At 64.1% G+C, this 22,052-nt stretch carries 12 protein-coding genes; 10 read left to right on the top strand and 2 right to left on the bottom strand.

Features of this window, described 5'->3' with window-relative positions; all coding sequences use genetic code 11:
- Positions 1–35 precede the first annotated feature (35 nt).
- The 5 genes from lhpH to O1Q03_RS02175 all read left to right on the top strand — a co-directional run bounded on the left by lhpH (position 36) and on the right by O1Q03_RS02175 (position 6,120).
- Positions 36–1,043: a trans-3-hydroxy-L-proline dehydratase gene (lhpH, locus tag O1Q03_RS02195; RefSeq protein ID WP_269501428.1), complete on the top strand. Its 1,008-nt coding sequence runs from the start codon at positions 36–38 to the stop codon at positions 1,041–1,043.
- Positions 1,044–1,243: 200 nt separating this feature from the next.
- The gene (locus O1Q03_RS02190) at positions 1,244–3,841 is read left to right on the top strand and encodes a penicillin-binding protein 1A (RefSeq protein WP_269501427.1); all 2,598 of its coding nucleotides are present in this window, start codon (positions 1,244–1,246) and stop codon (positions 3,839–3,841) included.
- A 79-nt stretch (positions 3,842–3,920) separates the two neighbouring features.
- Positions 3,921–4,796, top strand: a complete 876-nt coding sequence (locus O1Q03_RS02185) for a PilZ domain-containing protein (protein ID WP_269501426.1) — start codon at positions 3,921–3,923, stop codon at positions 4,794–4,796.
- Positions 4,797–5,085: 289 nt separating this feature from the next.
- Entirely contained in the window at positions 5,086–5,415 is a 330-nt protein-coding gene (locus O1Q03_RS02180; RefSeq protein WP_269501425.1) for a DUF4148 domain-containing protein, read from the top strand.
- A 300-nt stretch (positions 5,416–5,715) separates the two neighbouring features.
- Positions 5,716–6,120, top strand: a complete 405-nt coding sequence (locus O1Q03_RS02175; protein WP_269501424.1) for a lysozyme inhibitor LprI family protein — start codon at positions 5,716–5,718, stop codon at positions 6,118–6,120.
- A gap of 93 nt (positions 6,121–6,213) precedes the next feature.
- Here O1Q03_RS02175 and O1Q03_RS02170 read toward each other — a convergent pair whose 3' ends face one another.
- Both O1Q03_RS02170 and O1Q03_RS02165 read right to left on the bottom strand, forming a co-directional pair.
- Positions 6,214–6,861: a response regulator gene (locus O1Q03_RS02170; RefSeq protein ID WP_006755659.1), complete on the bottom strand. Its 648-nt coding sequence runs from the start codon at positions 6,859–6,861 to the stop codon at positions 6,214–6,216.
- Entirely contained in the window at positions 6,858–8,957 is a 2,100-nt protein-coding gene (locus O1Q03_RS02165) for a PAS domain S-box protein (protein WP_269501421.1), read from the bottom strand. The genes O1Q03_RS02170 and O1Q03_RS02165 overlap by 4 nt, the downstream gene beginning before the upstream one ends.
- 316 nt (positions 8,958–9,273) lie before the next feature.
- On the opposite strand from O1Q03_RS02165, the gene O1Q03_RS02160 reads away from it, so the two are divergent.
- The 5 genes from O1Q03_RS02160 (at position 9,274) to O1Q03_RS02140 (ending at position 22,029) form a co-directional block, all read left to right on the top strand.
- Positions 9,274–9,744 (top strand): universal stress protein, encoded by a 471-nt coding sequence (locus O1Q03_RS02160; RefSeq protein ID WP_269501420.1) that lies wholly within the window; start codon positions 9,274–9,276, stop codon positions 9,742–9,744.
- Between the two features lie 337 nt (positions 9,745–10,081).
- Complete coding sequence (locus O1Q03_RS02155; RefSeq protein ID WP_269501419.1) at positions 10,082–10,588, top strand: cupin domain-containing protein; 507 nt, start codon at positions 10,082–10,084, stop codon at positions 10,586–10,588.
- 331 nt (positions 10,589–10,919) lie between these two features.
- Positions 10,920–11,948, top strand: a complete 1,029-nt coding sequence (locus tag O1Q03_RS02150) for a DedA family protein/thiosulfate sulfurtransferase GlpE (RefSeq protein ID WP_269501417.1) — start codon at positions 10,920–10,922, stop codon at positions 11,946–11,948.
- A 536-nt stretch (positions 11,949–12,484) separates the two neighbouring features.
- The gene (locus tag O1Q03_RS02145; RefSeq protein ID WP_269501416.1) at positions 12,485–21,562 is read left to right on the top strand and encodes a hemagglutinin repeat-containing protein; all 9,078 of its coding nucleotides are present in this window, start codon (positions 12,485–12,487) and stop codon (positions 21,560–21,562) included.
- Positions 21,562–22,029: a hypothetical protein gene (locus O1Q03_RS02140; RefSeq protein ID WP_269501415.1), complete on the top strand. Its 468-nt coding sequence runs from the start codon at positions 21,562–21,564 to the stop codon at positions 22,027–22,029. The genes O1Q03_RS02145 and O1Q03_RS02140 overlap by 1 nt, the downstream gene beginning before the upstream one ends.
- Positions 22,030–22,052 lie beyond the last annotated feature (23 nt).

Genomic DNA, 22,052 nt, shown 5'->3' with positions numbered 1-22,052 from the left:
GGCCGCCGTCCGTCGCTTCACGCATTCGATCGACCATGAAAATTTCCCGCTCCCTGTCCACCGTCGAGGTCCATACCGGCGGTGAAGCGTTCCGCATCGTCACGAGCGGGCTGCCGCGCCTGCCCGGCGACACGATCGTCCAGCGTCGCGCGTGGCTCAAGGAGAACGCCGACGAGATTCGCAAAGCTCTGATGTTCGAACCGCGCGGCCATGCCGACATGTACGGCGGCTACCTGACCGAGCCGGTCTCGCCGAACGCCGATTTCGGCGTGATCTTTCTGCACAACGAAGGCTATAGCGATCACTGCGGGCATGGCGTGATCGCGCTGTCGACCGCGGCGGTCGAACTCGGCTGGGTGCAGCGCACCGTGCCGGAAACGCGCGTCGGCATCGACGCGCCGTGCGGCTTCATCGAGGCGTTCGTCAAATGGGACGGCGAGCACGCGGGGCCGGTGCGCTTCGTCAACGTGCCGTCGTTCATCTGGCAGCGCGACGTGTCGGTCGACACGCCGTCGTTCGGCACCGTGACGGGTGACATCGCGTATGGCGGCGCGTTCTATTTCTACGTGGACGGCGCGCCGTTCGACCTGCCGGTGCGCGAAGCGGCGGTGGACAAGCTGATCCGCTTCGGCGCGGAAGTGAAGGCCGCCGCGAACGCGAAGTATTCGGTCGCGCATCCGGAGATCCCGGAAATCAACCACATCTACGGCACGATCATCGCGAACGCGCCGCGCCATCCGGGCTCGACGCAGGCGAACTGCTGCGTGTTCGCGGACCGCGAGGTCGATCGCTCGCCGACCGGCTCCGGCACCGGCGGGCGCGTCGCGCAGTTGTACCAGCGCGGCTTGCTCGCGGCCGGCGACACGCTCGTCAACGAGTCGATCGTCGGCACCGTGTTCAAGGGACGCGTGCTGCGCGAGACCACCGTCGGCGACATCCCGGCCGTGATTCCGGAAGTGGAGGGCAGCGCGCATATCTGCGGGTTCGCGAACTGGATCATCGACGAACGCGATCCGCTGACCTACGGTTTTCTGGTGCGCTGAGCGTCGGCGCCCGGCTACCGCGTTGTACCAGGCTTGGCGCGCGGTCCCGTCGCGGGACGCGCGCCTTTTTTTGCACCTGAACACGCGCGGCCGGACGCCATTCTCGCGTGCCCAGTGCGGCCACCCGCCGGTGTGCCGCGCGAGTTTTGGTACGATGCAGCCTTTCCAGCAGATCCCCCACCCGCGTGAATCGCCGAAACGTGTCGTCTGTGCGTGACTTTTGTGCCAACTGGGTCGCGCGCGCCCAACCCGTCGCGGCCGCTGCCGCCGTGCCCGTCAAGCGTGTCCTGGCCATTGCCAGGCACCATCTGCGTCATCCGACGCGCCGCAGCGTGCTGCTCGCGGCCGCCGCGGTGCCGGCGCTGTTCGCGCTGTACGTGCTGCTGCTGATCCCGTTCACGCCGGGCATCGGCGACATCCGCAAGGCGCGGGTCGACCAGCCCGCGCAGGTGCTGTCCGCCGACGGCAAGCTGCTGGCGGAATTCAAGCCGTCGAACCGCGAATGGGTGCCGCTCAAGCAGATCTCGCCGCACATGGTCGACGCGCTGATCGCGACCGAGGACCACCGCTTCTACGAGCACCATGGCCTCGACTGGAAGCGCACCGGATCGGCCGCGCTGCATACGTTCTCGGGCGACCGCCAGGGCGGCTCGACGATCACCCAGCAGCTCGCGCGCAACCTGTATCCGGACGAGATCGGCCGTGCGCCGACGCTCACGCGCAAGGTGAAGGAGGCGATCACCGCGCTGAAGATCGAGGCCATCTACAGCAAGGACCAGATCCTCGAGACCTACCTGAATACGGTGCCGTTCCTGTACAACGCGTACGGCGTCGAGATGGCCGCGCGCACCTACTTCGACAAGTCGGCCGACGAACTCGACGTGCTCGACAGCGCGACGCTCGTCGGGATGCTGAAGGGCAACAGCTACTACAACCCGGTGCTGAATCCGGAGCGCGCGCTGCAGCGGCGCAACACGGTGCTCGGCCAGATGGTGAAGTACGGCAAGCTGTCGCCCGCGCAGTTCGCCCAGTTGCAACGCCGGCCGCTGCGCATCGACTTCGAACGCCAGAAGGAGCCGCCGGGGCCCGCGCCGCACTTCGCGCAGCAACTGCGCAAATGGCTGATCGGCTGGGCCGACCGCAACGACTACAACATCTACTCCGACGGGCTGATCGTGCGCACCACGATCGACGCGCGGCTGCAGCAGATGGCGACCCAGGCGCTGACGCAGCAGGCGAACCAGCTGCAGGGCATCGCGAACAACGCGTGGAGCGGCCGCGACGGCTGCGGCACCGACAACGAGGTGTTCCGGACCTTCATGCGCGAGTCGCCCGAGTACAAGGCCGCGCTGGATGCGGGCAAGAACGATGCGGCGGCGATGAAGCAGCTCGCGTCCGATCGCGGCTTCATGCGCGCGCTGTGCAAGGCGAAGACCGACGTGCAGGCCGGCTTCGTCGCGATCGATCCGCGGGACGGGCAGATCCGCGCGTGGGTCGGCAGCCGCGACTTCACGAACGAGCCGTTCGATCACGTCGCGCAGGCGCGGCGTCAGCCCGGCTCGACGTTCAAGGCGTTCGTCTATGGCGCCGCGTTCGCGAGCGGGATGAAGCCGGACGACACGTTCCCCGATCAGCCGGTCGAGATTCCGCTGAAGGGCGGCGAGATCTGGCGCCCGAACGACGACGTGCCGCCGTCGGGCAAGCCGATGACGCTGCGCGACGCGGTCGCGCTGTCGCGCAACCGGATCACCGCGCAGGTGATGGAAAAGGTCGGGCCGGCCGCCGTCGCACGGCTCGCCCGCGACATGGGCGTGCGCGAAAGCCCGCTCGAGCGCGTGCCGTCGCTCGCGCTCGGTACGAGCCCCGTGACGCTGAAGGAAATGGTCGCGTCGTATGCGACGATCGCGAACAGCGGGCTGTATATCGAGCCGCAGATGGTGACGCGCATCGAGACTCGCCAGGGCGACGTCCTCGCCGAGTTCGCGCCGGCGCCGCCCGAGCGCGCGCTCGATGCCGAGACCGACAAGACGCTGCTCGACGTGATGCGCGACGTCGTCACGCGCGGCACCGGCGGCAGCATCCGCACCCGCTTCGGCATTCGCGGCGACGTGGCCGGCAAGACCGGCACGACGCAGGCCAACGCGGACGGCTGGTTCATCCTGATGCAGCCCGGCCTCGTCGCCGGCGCGTGGGTCGGCTTCGACGACGGCCGCGTGACGCTGCGCAGCGACTACTGGGGGCAGGGCGCGCACAGCGCGCTGCCGATCGTCGGCGAGTTCTTCCAGCGCGCGCAGCGTGCCCGGATCATCGACACGAAGGCGAAGTTCGACACCGAGCCGTCGCCGGGCTGGTTCGCGATGGTGCGCGACCGCGTGACGGATGTGTTCGACGGCTGGTTCAAACCCGACGCGAAGCCGCCTGTGCCTGTCAGGACGCAGCGTATCGAGCGTGAACCCGACGCGGAGGCCGACGCTGCGTCGGCTGCTTCCGCCGCATCGGCGCCCGATGCGGCGTCCGGCGGCGTGGTCGAGGAGTGGGTGCCGGCGTCCGAGGTGGCGGCGTCGGCGGCTGCGTTGTCGGCGGGGGCGTCGCAACTGCAACCGACGCAGCCTGCGCAGCCGGGGCAGCCGCCCGCTGCGGGCGGCAGCACGGCAGGCGCGGGCAGCGCAGGCGGCTCAGGCAGCACGGGTAGCGGTGCCGCGCCGGTTGGCACGCCCCCGGCTGCGCCGGCCCAATCGCCAGCACCGGCACCAGCGCCGGCGCCGGCTTCGCCGGACGCCACCGGCGGTTCGGAGTAACCGAGCCGTTCAGGTTTCGCGCGAAGTTGCCGTAATGAAGGCGTTACGACAGCTCGCGCGCTCACCGCGCGCTTTTCCGATGCGGCTTCCCACCGATCACGTCGCGCTCGCGCGCGACGACTTCTCCGCCGGCGTCCCGCTCGGCTTCGATCTCTACGATGCGAGCGGCGCCGCGCTGTTGCCGGCCGGCACGACGCTGCGCGATCCCGCGCAGCACGCATTCCTGTTCGATCATTTCCGCCCTGTGCGCAAGCGCGATGGCGCCGAGTCCGACCCGCGCACGCACGACACCGCGCCGGCCGCGACGCGGATGGGGCTGACGGCAGGCGCCGCGATCGGCATTCGCCGCCGCGTCGGCACGACGCGCGTGCTGCAGCGTTGCCGCCTGATCGGCGTCGGCGCGTCGGGCGTGCTGTTCGTCGAGCTTCAGCCGGCGACGGTGCTCGATTTCGCGCAGGGCGACGACGTCGAGGCGGTTGCGATCGGCCGTTCGGCGGTGTCGCGTTTCGGCGCGACCGTCGAATCGGTGCAGTTGTCCGGTGCCGCGCCGTTCATGGTTCTGTCGCGGCCGGGCTTCGTCGACCGGCTGCGGACACGCGCGGAGCCGCGCGTGCCGGTACGGATCGCGGCGTGCTGTTCGGGCGGCACGGAGGGGGCGGAAAGTATCGGGATCGTCCGCGATCTGAGCCTGAGCGGACTGTCGATCGCCGTCGACCGGCCGATCGCGGCGACCGGCGAGCCGCTGCACGTGCAGCTTCCGTGCATCGCGGCCGACCGCGTCGAGTTGTTGACGCTCGCCGGCACGGTGCGCGCGGTGCACGCCGATGCCGCGGCACCGGCATGGACGCTCCATCACGCTGCGTTCGAGGAAATGGCCGCCACCGACCGGATCCGCCTGAAGGCATTGCTGTTCGATCTGTCGATGGCGTCGGCGGAGGCCGATCCGGTCCGCTGACGTCGATGCGAGACGGCCGTTCGACCTTGACGCAAACCGGGCGGCCGCCAGGCGCGGGTGGCCTGTCCGCCTCTATTGGGGGCGGCCGAAGTGAGTTCGCTTGTATTGCGCTGGAATCCGAGACAATCATCTGACGATTTGATCGAACGCGCGCGAATTGTACGGTTTACGTCAACAGTGTATTAGCGATTTAGGTATTTACCCTGATGCTGGCCGAGCCTAGACTTCACTCATGCGCAACAGACCACGTGTCCCAGGCGCCTGACAAAACAATCTGGAGGTAAGCATCATGAAATCGCTGATCAAGGCAGTTGCACTGGCCGCTCTGGTGGCCGCACCGGTTGTCTCGTTTGCCCAATCGAACCAGCAGCCGCTGACGCGCGCTCAAGTGCGTGCCGAACTGGTCCAGCTCGAAAAGGCCGGCTACAACCCGAACGACTGGATCAACTACCCGGAAAATATCCAGGCCGCACAGGCGAAGATCGCCGCAGCGCAGGGCACGGGCGCGTCGGCTGACGCGACGGGCTACGGCTCGACCCCGCGCGCGACGTCGCAGTCCGGCCAGCGCGTGGTCGTGCCGGCCGCAGCCGACAGTTCGTCGGTGTACTTCGGCCACTAAGCCGTTTGTCGCACGGCGGTTTCCGACCCGCCGTCCGGTCGTATCGAAAAGCCCGCACTCTGAACCGAGTGCGGGCTTTTTTGCGTCCGCGGCGCGCGCGGCACCGGCTGACGGCACCGGCTGACAATCGGATGCGCGTGCGCTAGCATCGCGGTCGGTACCGACGCGGTACGACAGCCGTTGCGCCTGGGGGGCCAGCGCCGGCCTGTCGGCGGCACCGCGTGCCGACGCTCGGCCGCATCGCCGGTCGGGCATCCGGGTTCCACGACATCACGAACAACAAACAATCCAGGAGCATCCATGCGTGTGTTGACCGGCCTGCTGTGCTCGCTGGCGCTGACGGCGAACCTCGCCCATGCGCAGGCGAATTGCGCGGACGCGACGGATCAGGCGGCGATGACCGCGTGTGCCGATCGTGCCTACAAGAAATCCGATGCGGACCTGAACCGCACGTACCAGGCCGTCACCGCTCGGCTGCGCGACGTCCGGCCGCTCGCCGAGAAGCTCGTGAACGCGCAGCGCGCGTGGATCGCGTACCGCGACGCCGAATGCAACTTCTCCAGTGCGAAGGCCGAGGGCGGCAGCGTGTATCCGATGGTCATGTCGACCTGCCTCGACGATCTGACGAAGACGCGCACCGAGACGCTGAAGGGTTATCTGGCGTGCGAGGAAGGCGATCTCGCGTGCCCGGTGCCTGCCAGGTAACGGAAGGGCGCTTCGTTCATCCACACGCATACCGCGCGGCCGCCGCAGCGGTGCCGACTTCGTCCGCTACACGTCGCCGTTACACGTCGTCCGTTACACGTCGTCCGTTTCATCGAGCAGCTTGTGCCGCATCGCGTAGCGGACCAGCGCCGCTTCGTGCGGCATCTGCATCTTTTCCAGGATCCGCGTCTTGTAGGTGCTGACCGTCTTCGCGCTCACGCACAGCGCCTGCGCGATCTCGGTCAGCGTCTGGCCGGCGGCGATGCGCCGGAACACGTCGAACTCGCGATCCGACAGCCGTTGATGCGGCAGCGTTTCGGCCGGCTCGTTCAGGCTCTGCGCGAACTGTTCGGCCATCGCGAGGCTCACGTAGACGCCGCCCGACGCAACCTTCGTGACTGCGCCGACCAGCTCCGCGCTCGCGCTTTCCTTCGTCAGGTAGCCCGACGCACCCGCGCGGAACGCGCGCACCGCGTACTGCTGCTCCGCGTGCATGGTCAGCACGAGCACCCGCAGCGCGGGCTTCTCGTCCTTGATCTGCTTGATCAGTTCGACGCCGTTGCGACCCGGCATCGACAGATCGAGCACGAGCACCTGCGCGGGCGTCGAGCGGACGAGCGCGATCGTCGACGGGCCGTCGCACGCTTCGCCGGCCACCTCGAATCCCGTGGCGTTCTGGAGGATGTGCCGCAGACCGTCTCGCACGAGCGTATGGTCGTCGGCGATGAGCACCTTGATCATGTGAGGGTAGTTTCCTGTTGAACGGTGCTGAGCGGAAACGCGACGGTGATCGAGAAGCCGCGCGCGAGCGCGGTGTCGATCGTCACGGTGCCTCCGAGCATGTGCGCGCGTTCGCGAATGCCGATGAGGCCGAACGATTTGTCCTCGTGGGCCTGCCCGCCCGGCGCCGCGCCGCGGCCGTTGTCCGCGACGCGCAGCACGCAGAAGCCGTCCTCGACGTCGAGCCGCAGCGCGACGCGCGTCGCGTCGGCATGGCGCGCGACGTTCGTCAGCGCTTCCTGGACGATGCGGAACAGCGTGGTCGCGCCTGCGCTGGTGAACGTCAGGCCGCCGGTTTCGATGTGACGTTCGACATCGATGCCGTAGCGGTTCGTGAAGTCGTTCGCAAGCCACTCGATTGCGGGCACGAGGCCGAGATCGTCGAGCATCACGGGCCGCAGGTCGGCCGCGATGCGCCGCACCGATGCGACCGTCGCGTCGATCAGCCGGCGCATGCCCTGCAGGTGCGACAGCATGCCGTCGTCGGGCTGCGCGCGAGCGGGCGCGCGCAGTTGCTGTTCGACGACGGACAAGTCCATCTTCAGCGCGGTGAGTTGCTGGCCGAGGTCGTCGTGCAGCTCGCGCGCGATACGGGTCTTTTCCTCTTCGCGCACGTTCTGCAGGTTCGCGGACAGTTCGCGCAGTTCCTCGCGCGACTGCTTCAGCGCATTCTCGGCGCGCTGTCGCTCGGTGATGTCGCGCAGCATGACCGTGTAGAGCTTGCCCGACGCATCGCGGATCTGCGAGATCGACGCCTCGATCGGGAATTCCTCGCCGTTGCTGCGCAGCCCGAACAGCACGCGCTGACGGCCCATCTGCCGCTCGGACACGCCCGTCACGCCGAACTGGTCGACGTGCTTCGCGTGTGCCGCGCGGAACCGCTCGGGGATGAAGCGCGACAGCGGCGCGCCGATCGCTTCCATTGCCGACACGCCGAACACCTGCTCGGCCATCGGATTGAAGATCACGACCGTCTGCTTCTCGTCGATCGTGATGATCGCCTCCATCGACGAACGGATGATGCCCATCATCCGCGCTTCGTTGAGGATGCCGCGGCTGCTGGCACCGGCGTCGGCACGGCCACGCAGCAGCGCATGGACGAGCGCCGCGAACACGAACGATGCGATCAGTCCCGCCGCGAGCACCGTGCCTGCCGCGCGCTGCGCGCCGGTCGCGCTCGGGCGGCCGTCGGCCGAGTAGGTGAGCGTCAGCACGGTGCCGCCGAAATTCAGCTGGTGGGACCGCCGCATCAGATCCGGCGACATCGATGCCTCGTCGGTCGTCGTCTCGGCGCTCGCGATCGGGAGCGGATCGTTGCCGGCGCTCATCCGCAGATCGAGCCCGCGCTCCGCGTCGAGCGCGCGCTCGATCAGGCGATTCGGACTGACTTCCGCGAACAGCACACCGTCGATGCCGCGCCCGTGCGGACTGGACGACGCGGCGGCCGCGCGCGGCGAGGCCGCCGCGGGCAGGAACAGCGTGAGGGTGCGCGTGTCGCGCGACGTGTCGTCGGCGGCGTGGATGCCGAGCGCGACGTCGCCCGTGCGCAGCGTCCGCGCGAGCGGCGCGGCGTCCGACGCGCCGAAGCGGACGACGACCGAGCTCGACGTCGGGGCGCTGAGCGTGGCGACGGCCAGCGGGCCGGCCGGCATCGGCGCCTTGCCGGCGAGGGCGCTACGCGCGGCTGGCGACAGCGGCGCATAGCCGATCTGCCGGACCGGCGAATAGCCGCTGTCGAGATCGAGCGTGTCGGCATAGCGGCGCCATTGTTCGGGCGTCATTTGCGGCGCGAGACCGAACGCGCCGCGCGCGCTCTCGAGCACGGCCACGCCGGACTGCAGTTCGTGGCGCAGCATCGCCGTCACGCGCGCCGTGCGGCGTTCGAAGCGCGTATGGACGGCCCCTTGCCACTGCTCGCGAACGAGCAGCGCAACGCCGAGCGACAGCGCGGCGCCGACGCACAGCGTGACGACGCCAGCCGGGAGCGGCTGGCGTAACATGGTCTTGAGGCGCGTGGGCTCTCGGGCATCACGCGGCAGGGTTCCACTGGCGGTCATCGATGGCCATTCTGGTGGTCGGGGCGCCTGCGGCACGCAGGCGGCGCGGCAAAACCGGAAAAAATTCGCACCGGCCACGTGCGCGTCTATTTTCGAGATGAAATTGTGCGCGTTTTATATGCTTTTTGTAATAGGGGTCAGTAAAAAGACCATGACCGGCCGTTGCAGCGCGCGTACCGGCCGCGCTTGACGCGCATCAACCGGCGCGTCGGCACGTGGGGCAGACTGTTCGGCAGGCGAGCCGGCATCGGGCCGGTTCGCGGTGACGGGCCGTCGTGGCGCAAAGCGCGACGCAGGCCCGGTCGGAGGGCGGACCATGTACAAGCGGATTTTCGTCGGGCTCGACGGTAGCCCGAGTGCGCGTCTCGCGCTGAACGAGGCGATCCGGATCGCGGCGGCATCCGGCGGCGAAGTGACGTGCGCGTATGTCGTCGAGCACCGGCCGCAGCTCGTCGACGTCGACGCGGGCTTTGCGGCCGCGCGCGACGGCGATGCGGTCGCGTCCGATGCGGCGACGGCGGTGCTCGACGAAGCGAAAGCCGCGCTCGCGCAGCAGCATGTGACGGGCACCGTGCGCGCGCTCGACGCGTACGGCGAAGACGTTGCCGCGGTGCTGATGCGCACGGCTGCGGAAGCCGGCGCCGATCTGATCGTGATGGGAACGAGCGGGCGCCACGGCCTGCGCCGGCTGCTGCTCGGCAGCGTCGCGGAATCGATGCTGCGCGCGGCCGATCGGCCCGTGCTGCTGGTGCGGCACAACGAGGCGGCGGCAGCGGCGACTGCGTGACGGTGGACGGGCGGGCGGCGGCGGGCAGGGCTGTCGTGAGCAGGTTGCGGTAACGCGCGTGATCGCGTAATCGCGTGTTGCGCGCGCTGAGCGTCGCAGCGCGTACGCGCGCGTCGGCATAGCCGCCTCGCGGCACGGCCGGTTGCGTCGCGCCCCATCCTTCTGGCAGCATCGACCCGGGTTCGCTTCCATCATCGTGCGCTGCGTTGCGCGTGCGATCCGGTCGCCGCGTGCATGGCCGCGGCGACCGGCGCAGCGGTACGCCACTCACGGCCTCGCATCGTCGATCGGCCCGCGAGTCGCATACCGGTTCCATACTTCCTCCATATCATCCGCCATGCCGATTTCCGCCGCCGACCTGATTCACCAGTTCCAACTGCAGCCGCATCCGGAAGGCGGCTATTTCAGGGAAACCTACCGCGCGACCGGGTCGGTCCTACGCCCGGCCGACGGTGCGCCGCGCGCCGCGTCCACCGCGATCTACTACCTGTTGTGCGACGGCGCGTATTCGTCGTGGCACCGGATCCGTTCCGACGAGGTCTGGCATTTCTACGCGGGCGATCCGCTCGAAGTGTGGGTGCTCGACGAACAGGACGGGCTGACGATCCACCGGCTCGGCAATCCGCTCACACATCCGGGCACCGTGTTCCAGGCGGTCGTGCCGGCCGGACGCTGGTTCGGCGCGCGCTGCGCGTCGCCGCAGCACGTCGCGCTCGTCGGATGCACGGTGGCGCCGGGCTTCGAGTTCGCGGAATTCGAGCTTGCGGATGCGGCAGCACTGAGCGCCGCCTTCCCCGAGTACGCCGAATATGTCGCGCGGCTCGCGCAGCGTCCCGACGCGTAAGTACGCCGGCGATGATCGTGGCGATCTGCGATCTGCGATCTGCGATCTGCGTCCTGCGACCTGAGAGCTGAGAGCTGAGAGCTGAGAGCTACGACGTGCGACCGGCGACCGGCGATTTGCCACCCGCCACCCGGCGAGCGGCGAGCGGCGAGCGGCAACCACCGCCCACTTGCGGCCGCGCTCGGCCGCGGCCATTCCGCGCGGCATTGGTCAAACCCGTTTAGAATGCCCGTGATGCAGGGTTGGCTGCGGGCGTGCCGCGGCGACCGCTGCCAGCCGTATCGGCGGCCGCCCCAGCCGCACGGTTCGCAAGTCTTCCAGGAGCGCCGCCGTGTGGCACTTTCCCATCGCGATTCCCTCGTCGCTCGGCCCGTGGGCCGTGTTCGCGAGCGTGCTGATCACGCAGCTCGGCGTGCCGGTGCCGGCCGTGCCGATGCTGATTCTGGGCGGCACGATGGCGGCGATGGGGCAGGCGTCCTGGACGAGCATGTTCGCGGCGGCGATCGGCGCGACGATGCTCGCCGATTCGGTGTGGTTCTTCATGGGCCGCACGCGCGGCCGGCGTCTGCTGAACGGGCTCGTGCGTTTTTCGCTGTCGCTCGACACGACGTTGCGCTTCGCGCGTAACGTATTCGAAAGATACGGTGCACCGCTGCTCGTCCTGTCCAAATTTCTGCCGGGCCTCGGGCTCGTGTCGGCGCCGCTGCTCGGCACGACCGCGATCGGCGTCGGCGTATTCCTGTTCTGGGATCTGGCCGGTGCGGCGTTGTGGGCCACGGTGTGGCTCGTCGGCGGCGCGGCCGTGCACGACCAGATCGTGCAGTTCGTGCTGTGGGTGCGCGCGAGCGGCGGCACGATCCTCGACGCATTCCTCGCGATCTTCATCACGTTCCTGCTGTACCGCTGGGTGCGCCGCCTGCAATTCCGCCGTTATCTGGCACAGCTGCGGATCTCGCCGCCGCAGCTCGTCGAGATGATGACCTCCGACGAGCCGCCGCTGATCTTCGACGCGCGTCCGAAGGCGATTCGCGAGCGCGAGCCGTACCGGATTGCCGGCGCGGTGCCGGTCGATCTCGATTCGCCGGACCTGCTGGACCCCGAGGTGCTGAAGCGGCCGATCGTCGTGTACTGCGTGTGCCCCAACGAGGCGACCGCGAAGCGCCTGATCGCCAAGATGCAGCGCAAGAAGATGATCCACAACATCAAGGCGCTGAAGGGCGGGCTCGATGCGTGGGAGAAGCACGGCTATCCGGTCGAGCCGCTGCCGGCCGATCTCGACGCGGCGCGGTATTTCGTGCGACCGGATCACGGCGCCGCGCTCGAAGGCGAATATACGGTGCGGGCGACGTTGTCGAAGTGATGCGCGGAGCCGGTTGCGGCGCTCGAGAGCGCATATTTTTCCCATCTTGATTTATATATTTCCGACAAGCGAATTTCGCGACACTATCGCCGCTTATCTCGCAATGGTTCGACTCACCATATCACGGGCATCCGGCCACAATCGGTTGGTTGGCCCAGTGTCTAGAATTACGTCGCGCCTATCCCAATAAAGTCGCATCCCGCCTCAGAATTAACACTCTGAAAACATTATAAAAATATTAATTCTTCAGCATTTTTCAAAATCTCCCGGTACTAGAGCAACGAAGGCCAATGCGCCGCGTGTCGCATTACTCATTTCTTACAATGCGCGGTGATCGCTTCTGCTAGGATCGTGCGGTGGATATGAGGAGGCCAATTGCGAGCGCTGTCTCGCAATCGCGACATGCGTGAGAGGCGTTGTCGCCCTGACTATCCGTTGCAAGCGCGTTCAAGACCAGACGGCGAATTACGTTCGGTCCTATCGACGCTGAATTAAAATAAGATCGCAAGCGGGGACGCAGTGCGCGTCAATAAGGAATGAACAAGAAATGCTATCGGGTTGTGTTCAATCGCGCGCGCGGCGCGATGATGGTCGTTCAGGAAAACGGTACTTCGCCGCATGCAGCCGGGAATTCTAAAGGCGTGAGCACGCCATCGCGCTTGCGAATCGTTTGGCAGCCGATCGCGATGGCGGCTGCATTGCTGTTTGGCGTGCCGTTATTCAGCTTCGCGCAAATCGCGCCGACTCCGGGCACGAGCACACATGTGATCCAGACACAGAATGGCATCCCGCAGGTGAATATTGCCGCACCGTCGGGCGTTGGCGTATCGGTGAACACGTACAACCAGTTCGATGTACAAAAACCGGGCGCGATCCTGAACAACTCGTCGACGATCGTGAACACGCAGCAGGCGGGGATGATCAACGGCAACCCGAATTTCGGCGCAGGTCAGTCCGCACGGATCATCGTCAATCAGGTCAACAGCAATGCGCCGTCGCAACTGCGAGGTTACGTCGAGGTCGCGGGCAATCGCGCCGAAGTGATCTTGTCGAACAGTGCCGGTATTCAGGTTGACGGCGGCGGGTTCATCAATACGTCGAGAGCGGTTCTCACGACCGGCACGCCGTATTACGGCGCCGATGGCTCGCTTGGTGGATTCAACGTGTCGCGCGGCCTGATCTCCGTCAGCGGTGCTGGCCTGAATGCATCGAATATCGATCAGGTCGACTTGATTTCGCGCGCAGTGCAGGCCAATGCAGCCATTTACGCAAAGAATCTGAACGTCGTCGCAGGTGCGAACCAAGTCAACCACGACACGCTGGCGGCGACACCGATTGCTGGCGACGGTGCCGCATCCGCTATCGCGATCGACGTGAGCCAACTCGGCGGTATGTACGCGAACAGGGTCTTTCTCGTATCGAACGAGAACGGCGTCGGTGTCGCGAACGCCGGGACGATCGCGGCACAAGCGGGCGACCTGACGCTGCAATCCAACGGCCAGCTCGTACTCACCGGCAAGACGACTGCGAGCGGAAATCTCACGGCAACCGCAAATAGTGTTCAAAACAGCGGCACGACGTATGCGCAACAGAGTGCAAACGTTTCAGCAGCCAGTACATTGTCGAACAGCGGCACGCTCGCCGCACAGCAAAATACGACGGTCAGCGCAGGCAGCATCAATTCGACCGGGACGCTCGGCGCAGGTGTAAATAACGATGGTTCCGTCGGGAAAAGCGGCGATCTGAATTTGTCGAGCACCGGCCAATTGACGGCGACCGGGCAGAACGTCGCGGGCGGGAACGCGTCAATTTCGGGCGCTGCCGTGAGCCTCGCGGGTAGCCAGACGGCCGCGGACGGTAACGTGTCGCTGAACGCAAGCGCCGGGGACTTGAACCTCTCGAATGCGATAACGAGTGCGCAGGGCGCTCTCAATGTGAACGCAGCGGGTGCGTTGATCAATGATCGCGGCACGCTGTCGAGCCAAGGCAACGCAACGTTGACCGCGGGCAGCATTTCGAATCAAAGCGGCAAGATCTCGGCGCAAGGTCCGCTGAACGTGCAGTCGAACGGCGCAATCGCGAATCAGGGCGGCACGCTGGTTTCCGAAAGTTCGATGCAGGTGCGCGGCGGTGCAATCGCGAACAACCAAGGCACGATCCAGAGCGCGGCCGGAATGAATATTTCGGGACGCTCGTTGGACAATAGTGCAGGCCGCGTTACGTCGCTGAATTCGGATGGTCTGTCCATTGCGACGACGGGGCAACTGACGAATGCAGCCGGTACGACCGCACTCGGCGCCCAAGGGGGTGCAATCGGTGGCAACGGCGGCGTGGCGATTCAATCGGGCAGCGTCGTGAACCACGGCACAGTCAGTGCGCAAACGAATCTGAACGTCGGCACGCAATCTCTCGACAACGGCAGCGGTACGTTGTCAGCTGCACAAAACGCAGTGATCAATGCGGGTGCGCAGTTGACGAACGGTTCGGGCAGCATCACGGCCGGACGGTCCGCGACCGTGAATGCTGCGACGCTGAGCAACGATGCGGGTTCTGTACAGGCAGCGCAGTTGTCGCTCGCGGCGACGAATTTATCGAACCACGGCGGCACCATTACACAAACCGGGACCGGCGCAATGAATGTCGCCGTCTCGAACACACTCGATAATTCGAGCAACGGCGTTATTCAGACCAACAACACCGACCTGAACCTGACGCCCGCGACGCTGATCAACGACCACGGGAAAATTACTCACGCCGGAAGCGGTGCGCTGTCGATTTCGACCGGCGCATTGTCGAACCAAGGTGGCACGATCGCGACCAACGGTGCATTGAGCCTGAAAGCTGCAGCCGTATCGAATAGTGCAGGTACGCTGGCCGCGCAGCGACAGGCGGCGCTCGACGTACAGTCGCTCGATAACCATGCGGGCGGCTACGTCGGTGCGGACAGCATTACGCTGAAGGCTCAAGGCGCTGTCGATAACCGTGCGGGCACGCTCGAAGCGAACAACGGCGTTTCAGTGACGGCCGACAGTCTCGCGAATGATGGCGGTTCGCTCAAAAACGTGGGCACGAGCGCGCTGTTGGTTACGACGACAAACGCGCTGACGAATACGGCGGGCGGCACCATTGGCGGCAACGGGGACGTGTCGGTGTCGGCCGGCAGCGTCGATAATTCCGGTGGCTCGGTGCTGGCTGGACAGGCGCTTTCGGTGCAGTCGAACGGTGCAATCGCGAATGCAGCTGGTCTTGTTCAGGCGAACGGGAATCTGTCGCTGCGAGCACAGGGCGCGATCAACAACAACGCAGGGCAAATCGAAGCGAACGGCACGAATTCGACGCTCGCGCTGTCGGGGAGCAACGTCGACAACAGCGACGGGCGTATCGCGAATATCGGCAGCGGTGCAACGACGATCGACGGCGGCGCGTCGATCACGAACACGAACGCGTCCGGCAAAGCGGGGGCAGGCACGATCGGCGGCAATGGCGATGTTACGCTGACTGCGCAAACGTTGACGAATGCACAAGGCGGTCAGACGCTTTCCGGCCACGATCTGACGTTGAGCGTTGCGAATAACGTAAGTAATGCGAGTGGTGTACTGTCGGCCGCGAACAACCTCAAGCTGAGCGCGGCAAACGCTGCGCTGTCGAATCAGGCCGGGTCGATCCGTGCAAACGGCGCACTGTCGTTGAACACGGCATCGATCGACAACACGTCCGGCAAAATCGGTAACGACGCAGGCAGCGGCGGCAGTATTTCAATCCAGACCGGCACGTTTGCCAACCAGAACGGCGTTATCGGCAGCGATCAGGACCTGACGTTGACCGCGAGTGCGTTGAACGGTGACGGATCGATCGTAGCAGGCCGAAACGGTACGGTGACGCTCGGTAGCGACTACACGCAGACCACGGCGAACAAGTTGCACGCAAACGGCGACCTCACGTTTTCCACGTCGGGCAAGCTGACGAACGAAGGCGTGCTGGACGCCAACGGTGCGCTGACAGTGAATGCCGCGAACGTTGAAAACCAGGCGGGCGCCGATCTGAATTCCAGCACGACGACAATCAACGTCAACGGCGGCACGATCGATAACGCAGGTCGCATCGAAGGCGATACGGTCGCGACCAACAGCGCGACGCTGAACAACACCGCGACGATCATCGGGCGCGAAATCACCGCCAATGCGAGCACGATCGCCAATACCGGTGCAGCGGCGGTGATCGCCGCAGCCGAACGGGTGAATTTGTACGCGTCCAACCAGTTGTCGAACACGGGCGGCGCGAATGTCTTTAGCGTTGGCGACATCAATATCGCCGCGAACGGTCAGCGAGACGCGAACGGGTTTCTCGCGAACCGTACGCAAAATGTCTTGAATGATCAGTCCACGATCGAAGCGCAAGGCAGTATCGAACTCGCGGCTGGCACGTTCACGAACACGCGTCCGGCTCCGGTGGTGACCACTGAAACCACGAGCACGACGAGCAAGCACGAAACCAAGCGTCAGAAGTACATCGTGTGCGCGACGATGAATGCGGACCCGAACGGCGGGTGCTCGCAGGCAATGTGGGTGAACGGCTATAAGACGCCGCTCACCTCGACCTATAGCCCTTCGCAGGTTGTATCGGAAACATCCGGACCGAACGCGACTGACAAGGTGTTGGTCGTGAACGTGAACGGCAAGCAGCAGACGATTTACTACAACACGCTGACGACCAACGCTGACGGTACGGTTACGGTCAACTATTGGGATGCGTACGACCCGCACGTCAACTACGTTCCGGATACGGAATACACGACGCGCAGCGATGGCCACAACGGGTATCAGCGTGTCGAAATCTGGCGCGATACGACGACCACGGTTCAGCAGGACAAGATTGCAAGCCAGGCGCAGCAAGCGCAACTCGTGGCTGGCAACAACATCGTGATGAACAACGTCGGCACGATCAACAACGAATACAGCTCGATTGCGGCGGGCGGATCGATCAAGATCGGCGATTCGGATGTGTCCGGCAGTGCAGGTTCAGGCAGCTACGGTGGCACGGTCGTGAACAACGTCGCGCGGACGCTGTATCAGTATCAGACCGACAACATCGTATCGATGTACGCGTGGAACGAGGATACGACGCAGGATCGCGGCACGATCGTTCAACCTTCGAAGGTGTATACGCCGGTTGCCATCGGCGGCACTGGCGGCACGATCATCGCCAACCAGTCGGTGATCATCGACGCAAAGGATGTCAACAACCAGAACGTTGCGGCGCAGAATTCTTCGACTGGCGCAACCGGCGGCACGCTTGGAAATAATTCGGCCAATGAGGGCGTATCCGGCGGCAAGCTGACGCCGATCGGAGCCGCAGGCGGCTCATCGACACCGGTTGGCGCGCAGCAATCGGTGGCAAATGCGTCCGGCGCATTGCCGATCACGTTACCGACGAGCGGTCTTTATTCGATTCACGACGCCCCGGGCCAGCCGTATCTGATCGTGACCGATCCGCGCCTGACGAGCTATACGAACTTCATTTCGAGCGACTACATGCTCGGCCAGTTGAACCTGAACCCGGCGAGCATCGAAAAGCGCCTGGGTGACGGGATGTACGAGCAGCAGATGGTGCGCAATCAGATCACGCAACTGACGGGGCGCACTTTCTTGCCGGGCTACGCGAGTGCCGAGGATGAATATCGTGCGCTGATGACGAATGGGGCGAACTACGCAAAAGAGTTCGGCCTGGTGCCGGGGATGGCGCTGACGGCCGCGCAAATGAATGCGCTGACGAGCGATATCGTATGGCTGGTCGATCAGACGGTAACGTTGCCGAACGGCAGCACGACCCACGTGCTGGCTCCTGTCGTCTACATGGCGCAGACGCATGCGAATGATCTGCAACCGACTGGCGCGTTGATCGCGGCGGACGATGTGGAAATTCATGCGACGGGTAGTGCAACGAATTCCGGCGTGATCAAGGGCGGTACGAAAACCGTGCTGACGGCGACGGATATTTTGAATCGTGGCGGTACGATTTCGAGCAGCGGCAAGAACGGCACGACGGTCGTCTCAGCGAGCAATGATCTCGTGAATGCGTCGGGGATGATTACCGGCAATCGCGTCGCAGTGTCGGCCGGTCGCGATATCGTCAATACAACGTTGGTCGATACGGTTGGCGCAACCGGCACGTCGGGTGCGAGCAAGGTCAGCACGAGTCTGGTCGGCCAGCAGGGCACGATAGCGGCAACGGGTGATCTGTCCGTTGAGGCCGCGCGCGATTTGAGCATTCACGGCGCGAATTTGTCGGCGGCCGGCGATGCGCTGGTGACGGCAGGTCGGGATATCAACGTCGATACGGTTCAGTCCACGACGAACCAATCGATGTATCTGAATGATCAGCATCATTGGGAAGAATCCACGACGAAGAACGTGACGAGCGGCATCACCGCAGGCGGCAGCTTGGGGATGCAAAGCGGCAACGACATGACGCTGAAGGGCGCGACTGTATCCGCCGGAAAAGACTTGTCTGCACTTGCAGGCGGGAATTTGACGGCAACGACGGGCTCGGATACCGCGAGGCTCGACAATGTGGCGGCGGACAGCAAGACGCGTAAGGAAGTCGATCACAACTACGACGAGCACGCTGTTGGCACGCAATTCACCGCAGGCGGCAATGCGGCGCTCGCGGCAGCAAGTACCGATGCGTCGAAGGGCAACGTCACGCTAACAGGCTCATCGCTCACGGCAGGCATGACGAACGGCGTCGAAAACGGTACCGGTGCAGCGAACATCGGGGCGACGGGCAACGTCACAATCAACGAGGCTCGCGAGGAACACGACAAATATCAGTCAGTGCAGGTCCAGCGCGGCAGTTTCGTCAGCAGCACGAAAACCGATTCGATGCAGAACACGCAGGCGAATGTCGGTGTCGGCAGTACCGTGTCGGGCAATACGGTCAACATTCAGTCGGGTCATGATTTGACCATTCAGGGCAGCACGGTCGTCGGGACGAACGACGTGAGTCTTGCGGCAGTGAACAATGTCAATATCACGACATCCAAAGATACGGTTTCGCAGGACAGCTACTATCACGAAACGCATTCGGGTATCGGCGCAAGCGGCCTAAGCGTGAGTATCGGCACGCAGAAGAAGGCCGATACGGATCATGCATCGTCGGTTACGAACAACGCGAGCACGGTGGGCTCGCTCAATGGCGATTTGACTATCAAGGCTGGCGATACGTTGCACGTGACAGGTAGCCACTTGATCGCCCGGAAGAATTTGACCGGCGTAGCGTCGAATGTTGTGATCGATTCGGCAACCGATACCAGCAACAGGACCCATAGCGAGACAACCAGTAGCAGTGGCGTCACGCTCGGCTTGTCGGGTAGCATTGGCGATGCGATCAACGGCGCTTACCAACAAGCGCAGGCAGCGAAGAGCGGAAGCGGCGACGGTCGGGCGACGGCCCTGCACGCGATTGCAGCAGCAGGTAATGCTGCGATGGGTGTAGCCGGTCTGACGGGCGGTGCGCTTGCGGGCGGTGGTACACCGAGCATCGGCGTTCAAGTCAGCGTTGGATCGAGCCATAGCCGACTCGATACGTCGGAAAGCCAGACTACGCAACGCGGATCGAGCGTCAGCGCTGGCGGCACTACATCGCTGATTGCGACCGGCAACGGCGCGCCTGGTAGCGGCAATATCACGGTGGCCGGTTCGAACGTTTCCGGCAACGATGTGCTGTTGGCCGCGAAGAATCAGATTGACGTGCAGAACACGACGAACACCGATTCGACGCGCAGTTCGAATTCGTCATCGAGCGCGAGTGTCGGCGTGTCGATCGGCACGAACGGTATCGGGGTGTCGGCCGCCATGTCGCGCGCACATGGTGACGGCAACAGCGATGCGGTGATGCAGAACAACTCGCACGTGACCGGTGCGAATAGCGTGACGCTTGTTAGCGGTGGTGATACGAATGTAATCGGCTCGACCGTATCGGGCCGCACCGTCACTGCGGACGTGGGCGGCAATCTGAACTTGCGCAGCGTGCAGGACACGACCGTCAGTAGCGCGCATCAAAGTAGCGCGGGCGGCGGCATCAGCGTCAGCACGATGGGGGGGAGTGCCAGCTTCAGTTCGTCGCACGGAAACGCGAACGGCAATTACGCGGCCGTGAACGAACAGGCCGGGATTCAGGCAGGTGAGGGCGGGTTCAATGTAAACGTCAAGGGCAATACGGACCTGACGGGCGCGGCGATCGCCAGCACAGCCGATCCGTCGAAAAACACGCTGACGACAGGTACGCTGACCTATCGGGATATCGAAAACCATTCGACCTACAACGCGGATAGCAGCGGTTTTAGCGCGGGCGCAGGCGTTGGTGTCACCGGGAAGTCGATCGGACCGGGATCGGTCAGCGGTGCAGGTGGCGTAACGCCGATGATTTCGCAGTCGGATAGTGATAGTGAAAACGCGACCACACGAAGCGGCGTGAGCGTGGGCACGATCAATATCACTAACCCGGCGGGCCAGACGCAAGACGTGGCAAACCTGAGCCGCGACACGTCGAACCTGAACGGAACGGTATCGAAAACACCGGACGTGCAGAATCTGCTGGATAAGCAAGCCGATACGATGAACGCTGCGCAAGCTGCAGGACAGGTCGTCGCGCAAGGCATCGGCGCTTACGCGGATATGAAGCAGAAGGAAGCCCAACACGCTGCCGATGCGGCCAAGCTGGCAGGCGATACGACGGCGCAAGCCGCCTATCAAGCCGAAGCGGATTCTTGGGACGAAGGCGGAACTAACCGACTTTATCTGCACATAGCAGGCGGTGCGCTGATGGGCGGCTTGGGTGGCGGCGGAGTCGGCCACGCGGCGCAAGGTGCAACTGGAGCAGGACTGGCAGCGTTGCTGGCCGATCAGACGAAGCAGGCCGCAAATGCGGTGGCCGTTGCGACGGATTCGACCGTTGCCGGGAAGGTGTCAGGAAACTTGCTCATCGGCGCATTGGGCGGGCTGGTCGGTGGAACAGCGGGCGCAGCTACTGCTTCGAACGTAAACCTGTACAACCAGTGGAACCATACGGATACCGATACGCTTGAAGAGGCCAGTGGGCAAGGCACGGTTCGTAAGAAAACGACGGCGCTTGATCTTGTATTGCAGAGTATCGCCAATGGGCTGAACGCGGTTATTGGCGTTGGTGGTGGTAAGCCGCCGACGGCGAGTCCGGGACTGGTGTTGGCAGGAGAGGCAGGGGCGGGGGCGGGCGGGCAACTCATTAAGCCGGGCGTTGCGGGGTATGGACCGGATACGGCTACATTGGCAAAAAATGGGCAGCCGTCGGGCGCTAACGATTCCAATACTCCAATGTTGGGCGCTGACGGTACGCAGTTTCCTAGCAAGACCATTTGGAAGGGCGATGGCAAGGAGCGAATCGACGTGGAAAATCCGAATCCGGGTCAGCGTCCGGGCCAAATACACTATCAGGATGATCAAGGAAACAAGTATCTTTACGATCCTAATACGAACTCGTTCCCGGGGGCGCCGAACTCAGTTAACAAGCTGCTAAACAATTCAAGCTTCTATTCCGCAATTCAGAAGGGACTCAGTAAGTACCTTGGGGGTAAATGATGAAAATTAATCGTGCCATGAAGGGGGCATTAAGTGAGTTGAGATTGGACTACCCGCTCAATCCGTCGCTAAAGGGCATCGCAGATAGTGGATTCGATTTGCTTGAAGGATGTTACTTTCTTCATAGTCTATTGGGATCAACGAACGCGACGCGTGGGAGTTTTACCGATTGCACTGGTTACGAATGCTTCGTTAATTCTTTGCATGTTGAAGACTACGTTTCGGTGGCGCCGCTTGCACAGGCTGTCCTGCTCGTGAAAGAGGTGTTTATGGTATGGCATGCAATGCACCGAACATTGCAACTCGTCGCCATCATAAGTGCTGACGAATTTAGTGTTGTGATCAAATTCCATGTCCGGCGACCCGGGGAGCAATGGTTAAGCGATGACATCGATGGTTATGATGATCCAGTTATGTCGATTGATTCAGACGAAGATGTTATTTCTCAAATAGCGACGATTCGATGAAAGGATGCGTCACGTTCGGACGG

The sequence above is a fragment of the Burkholderia sp. IMCC1007 genome (genome assembly GCF_027257875.1).
Classification (GTDB): domain Bacteria; phylum Pseudomonadota; class Gammaproteobacteria; order Burkholderiales; family Burkholderiaceae; genus Burkholderia.
This window is presented reverse-complemented; position numbering and strand designations above follow the sequence as displayed.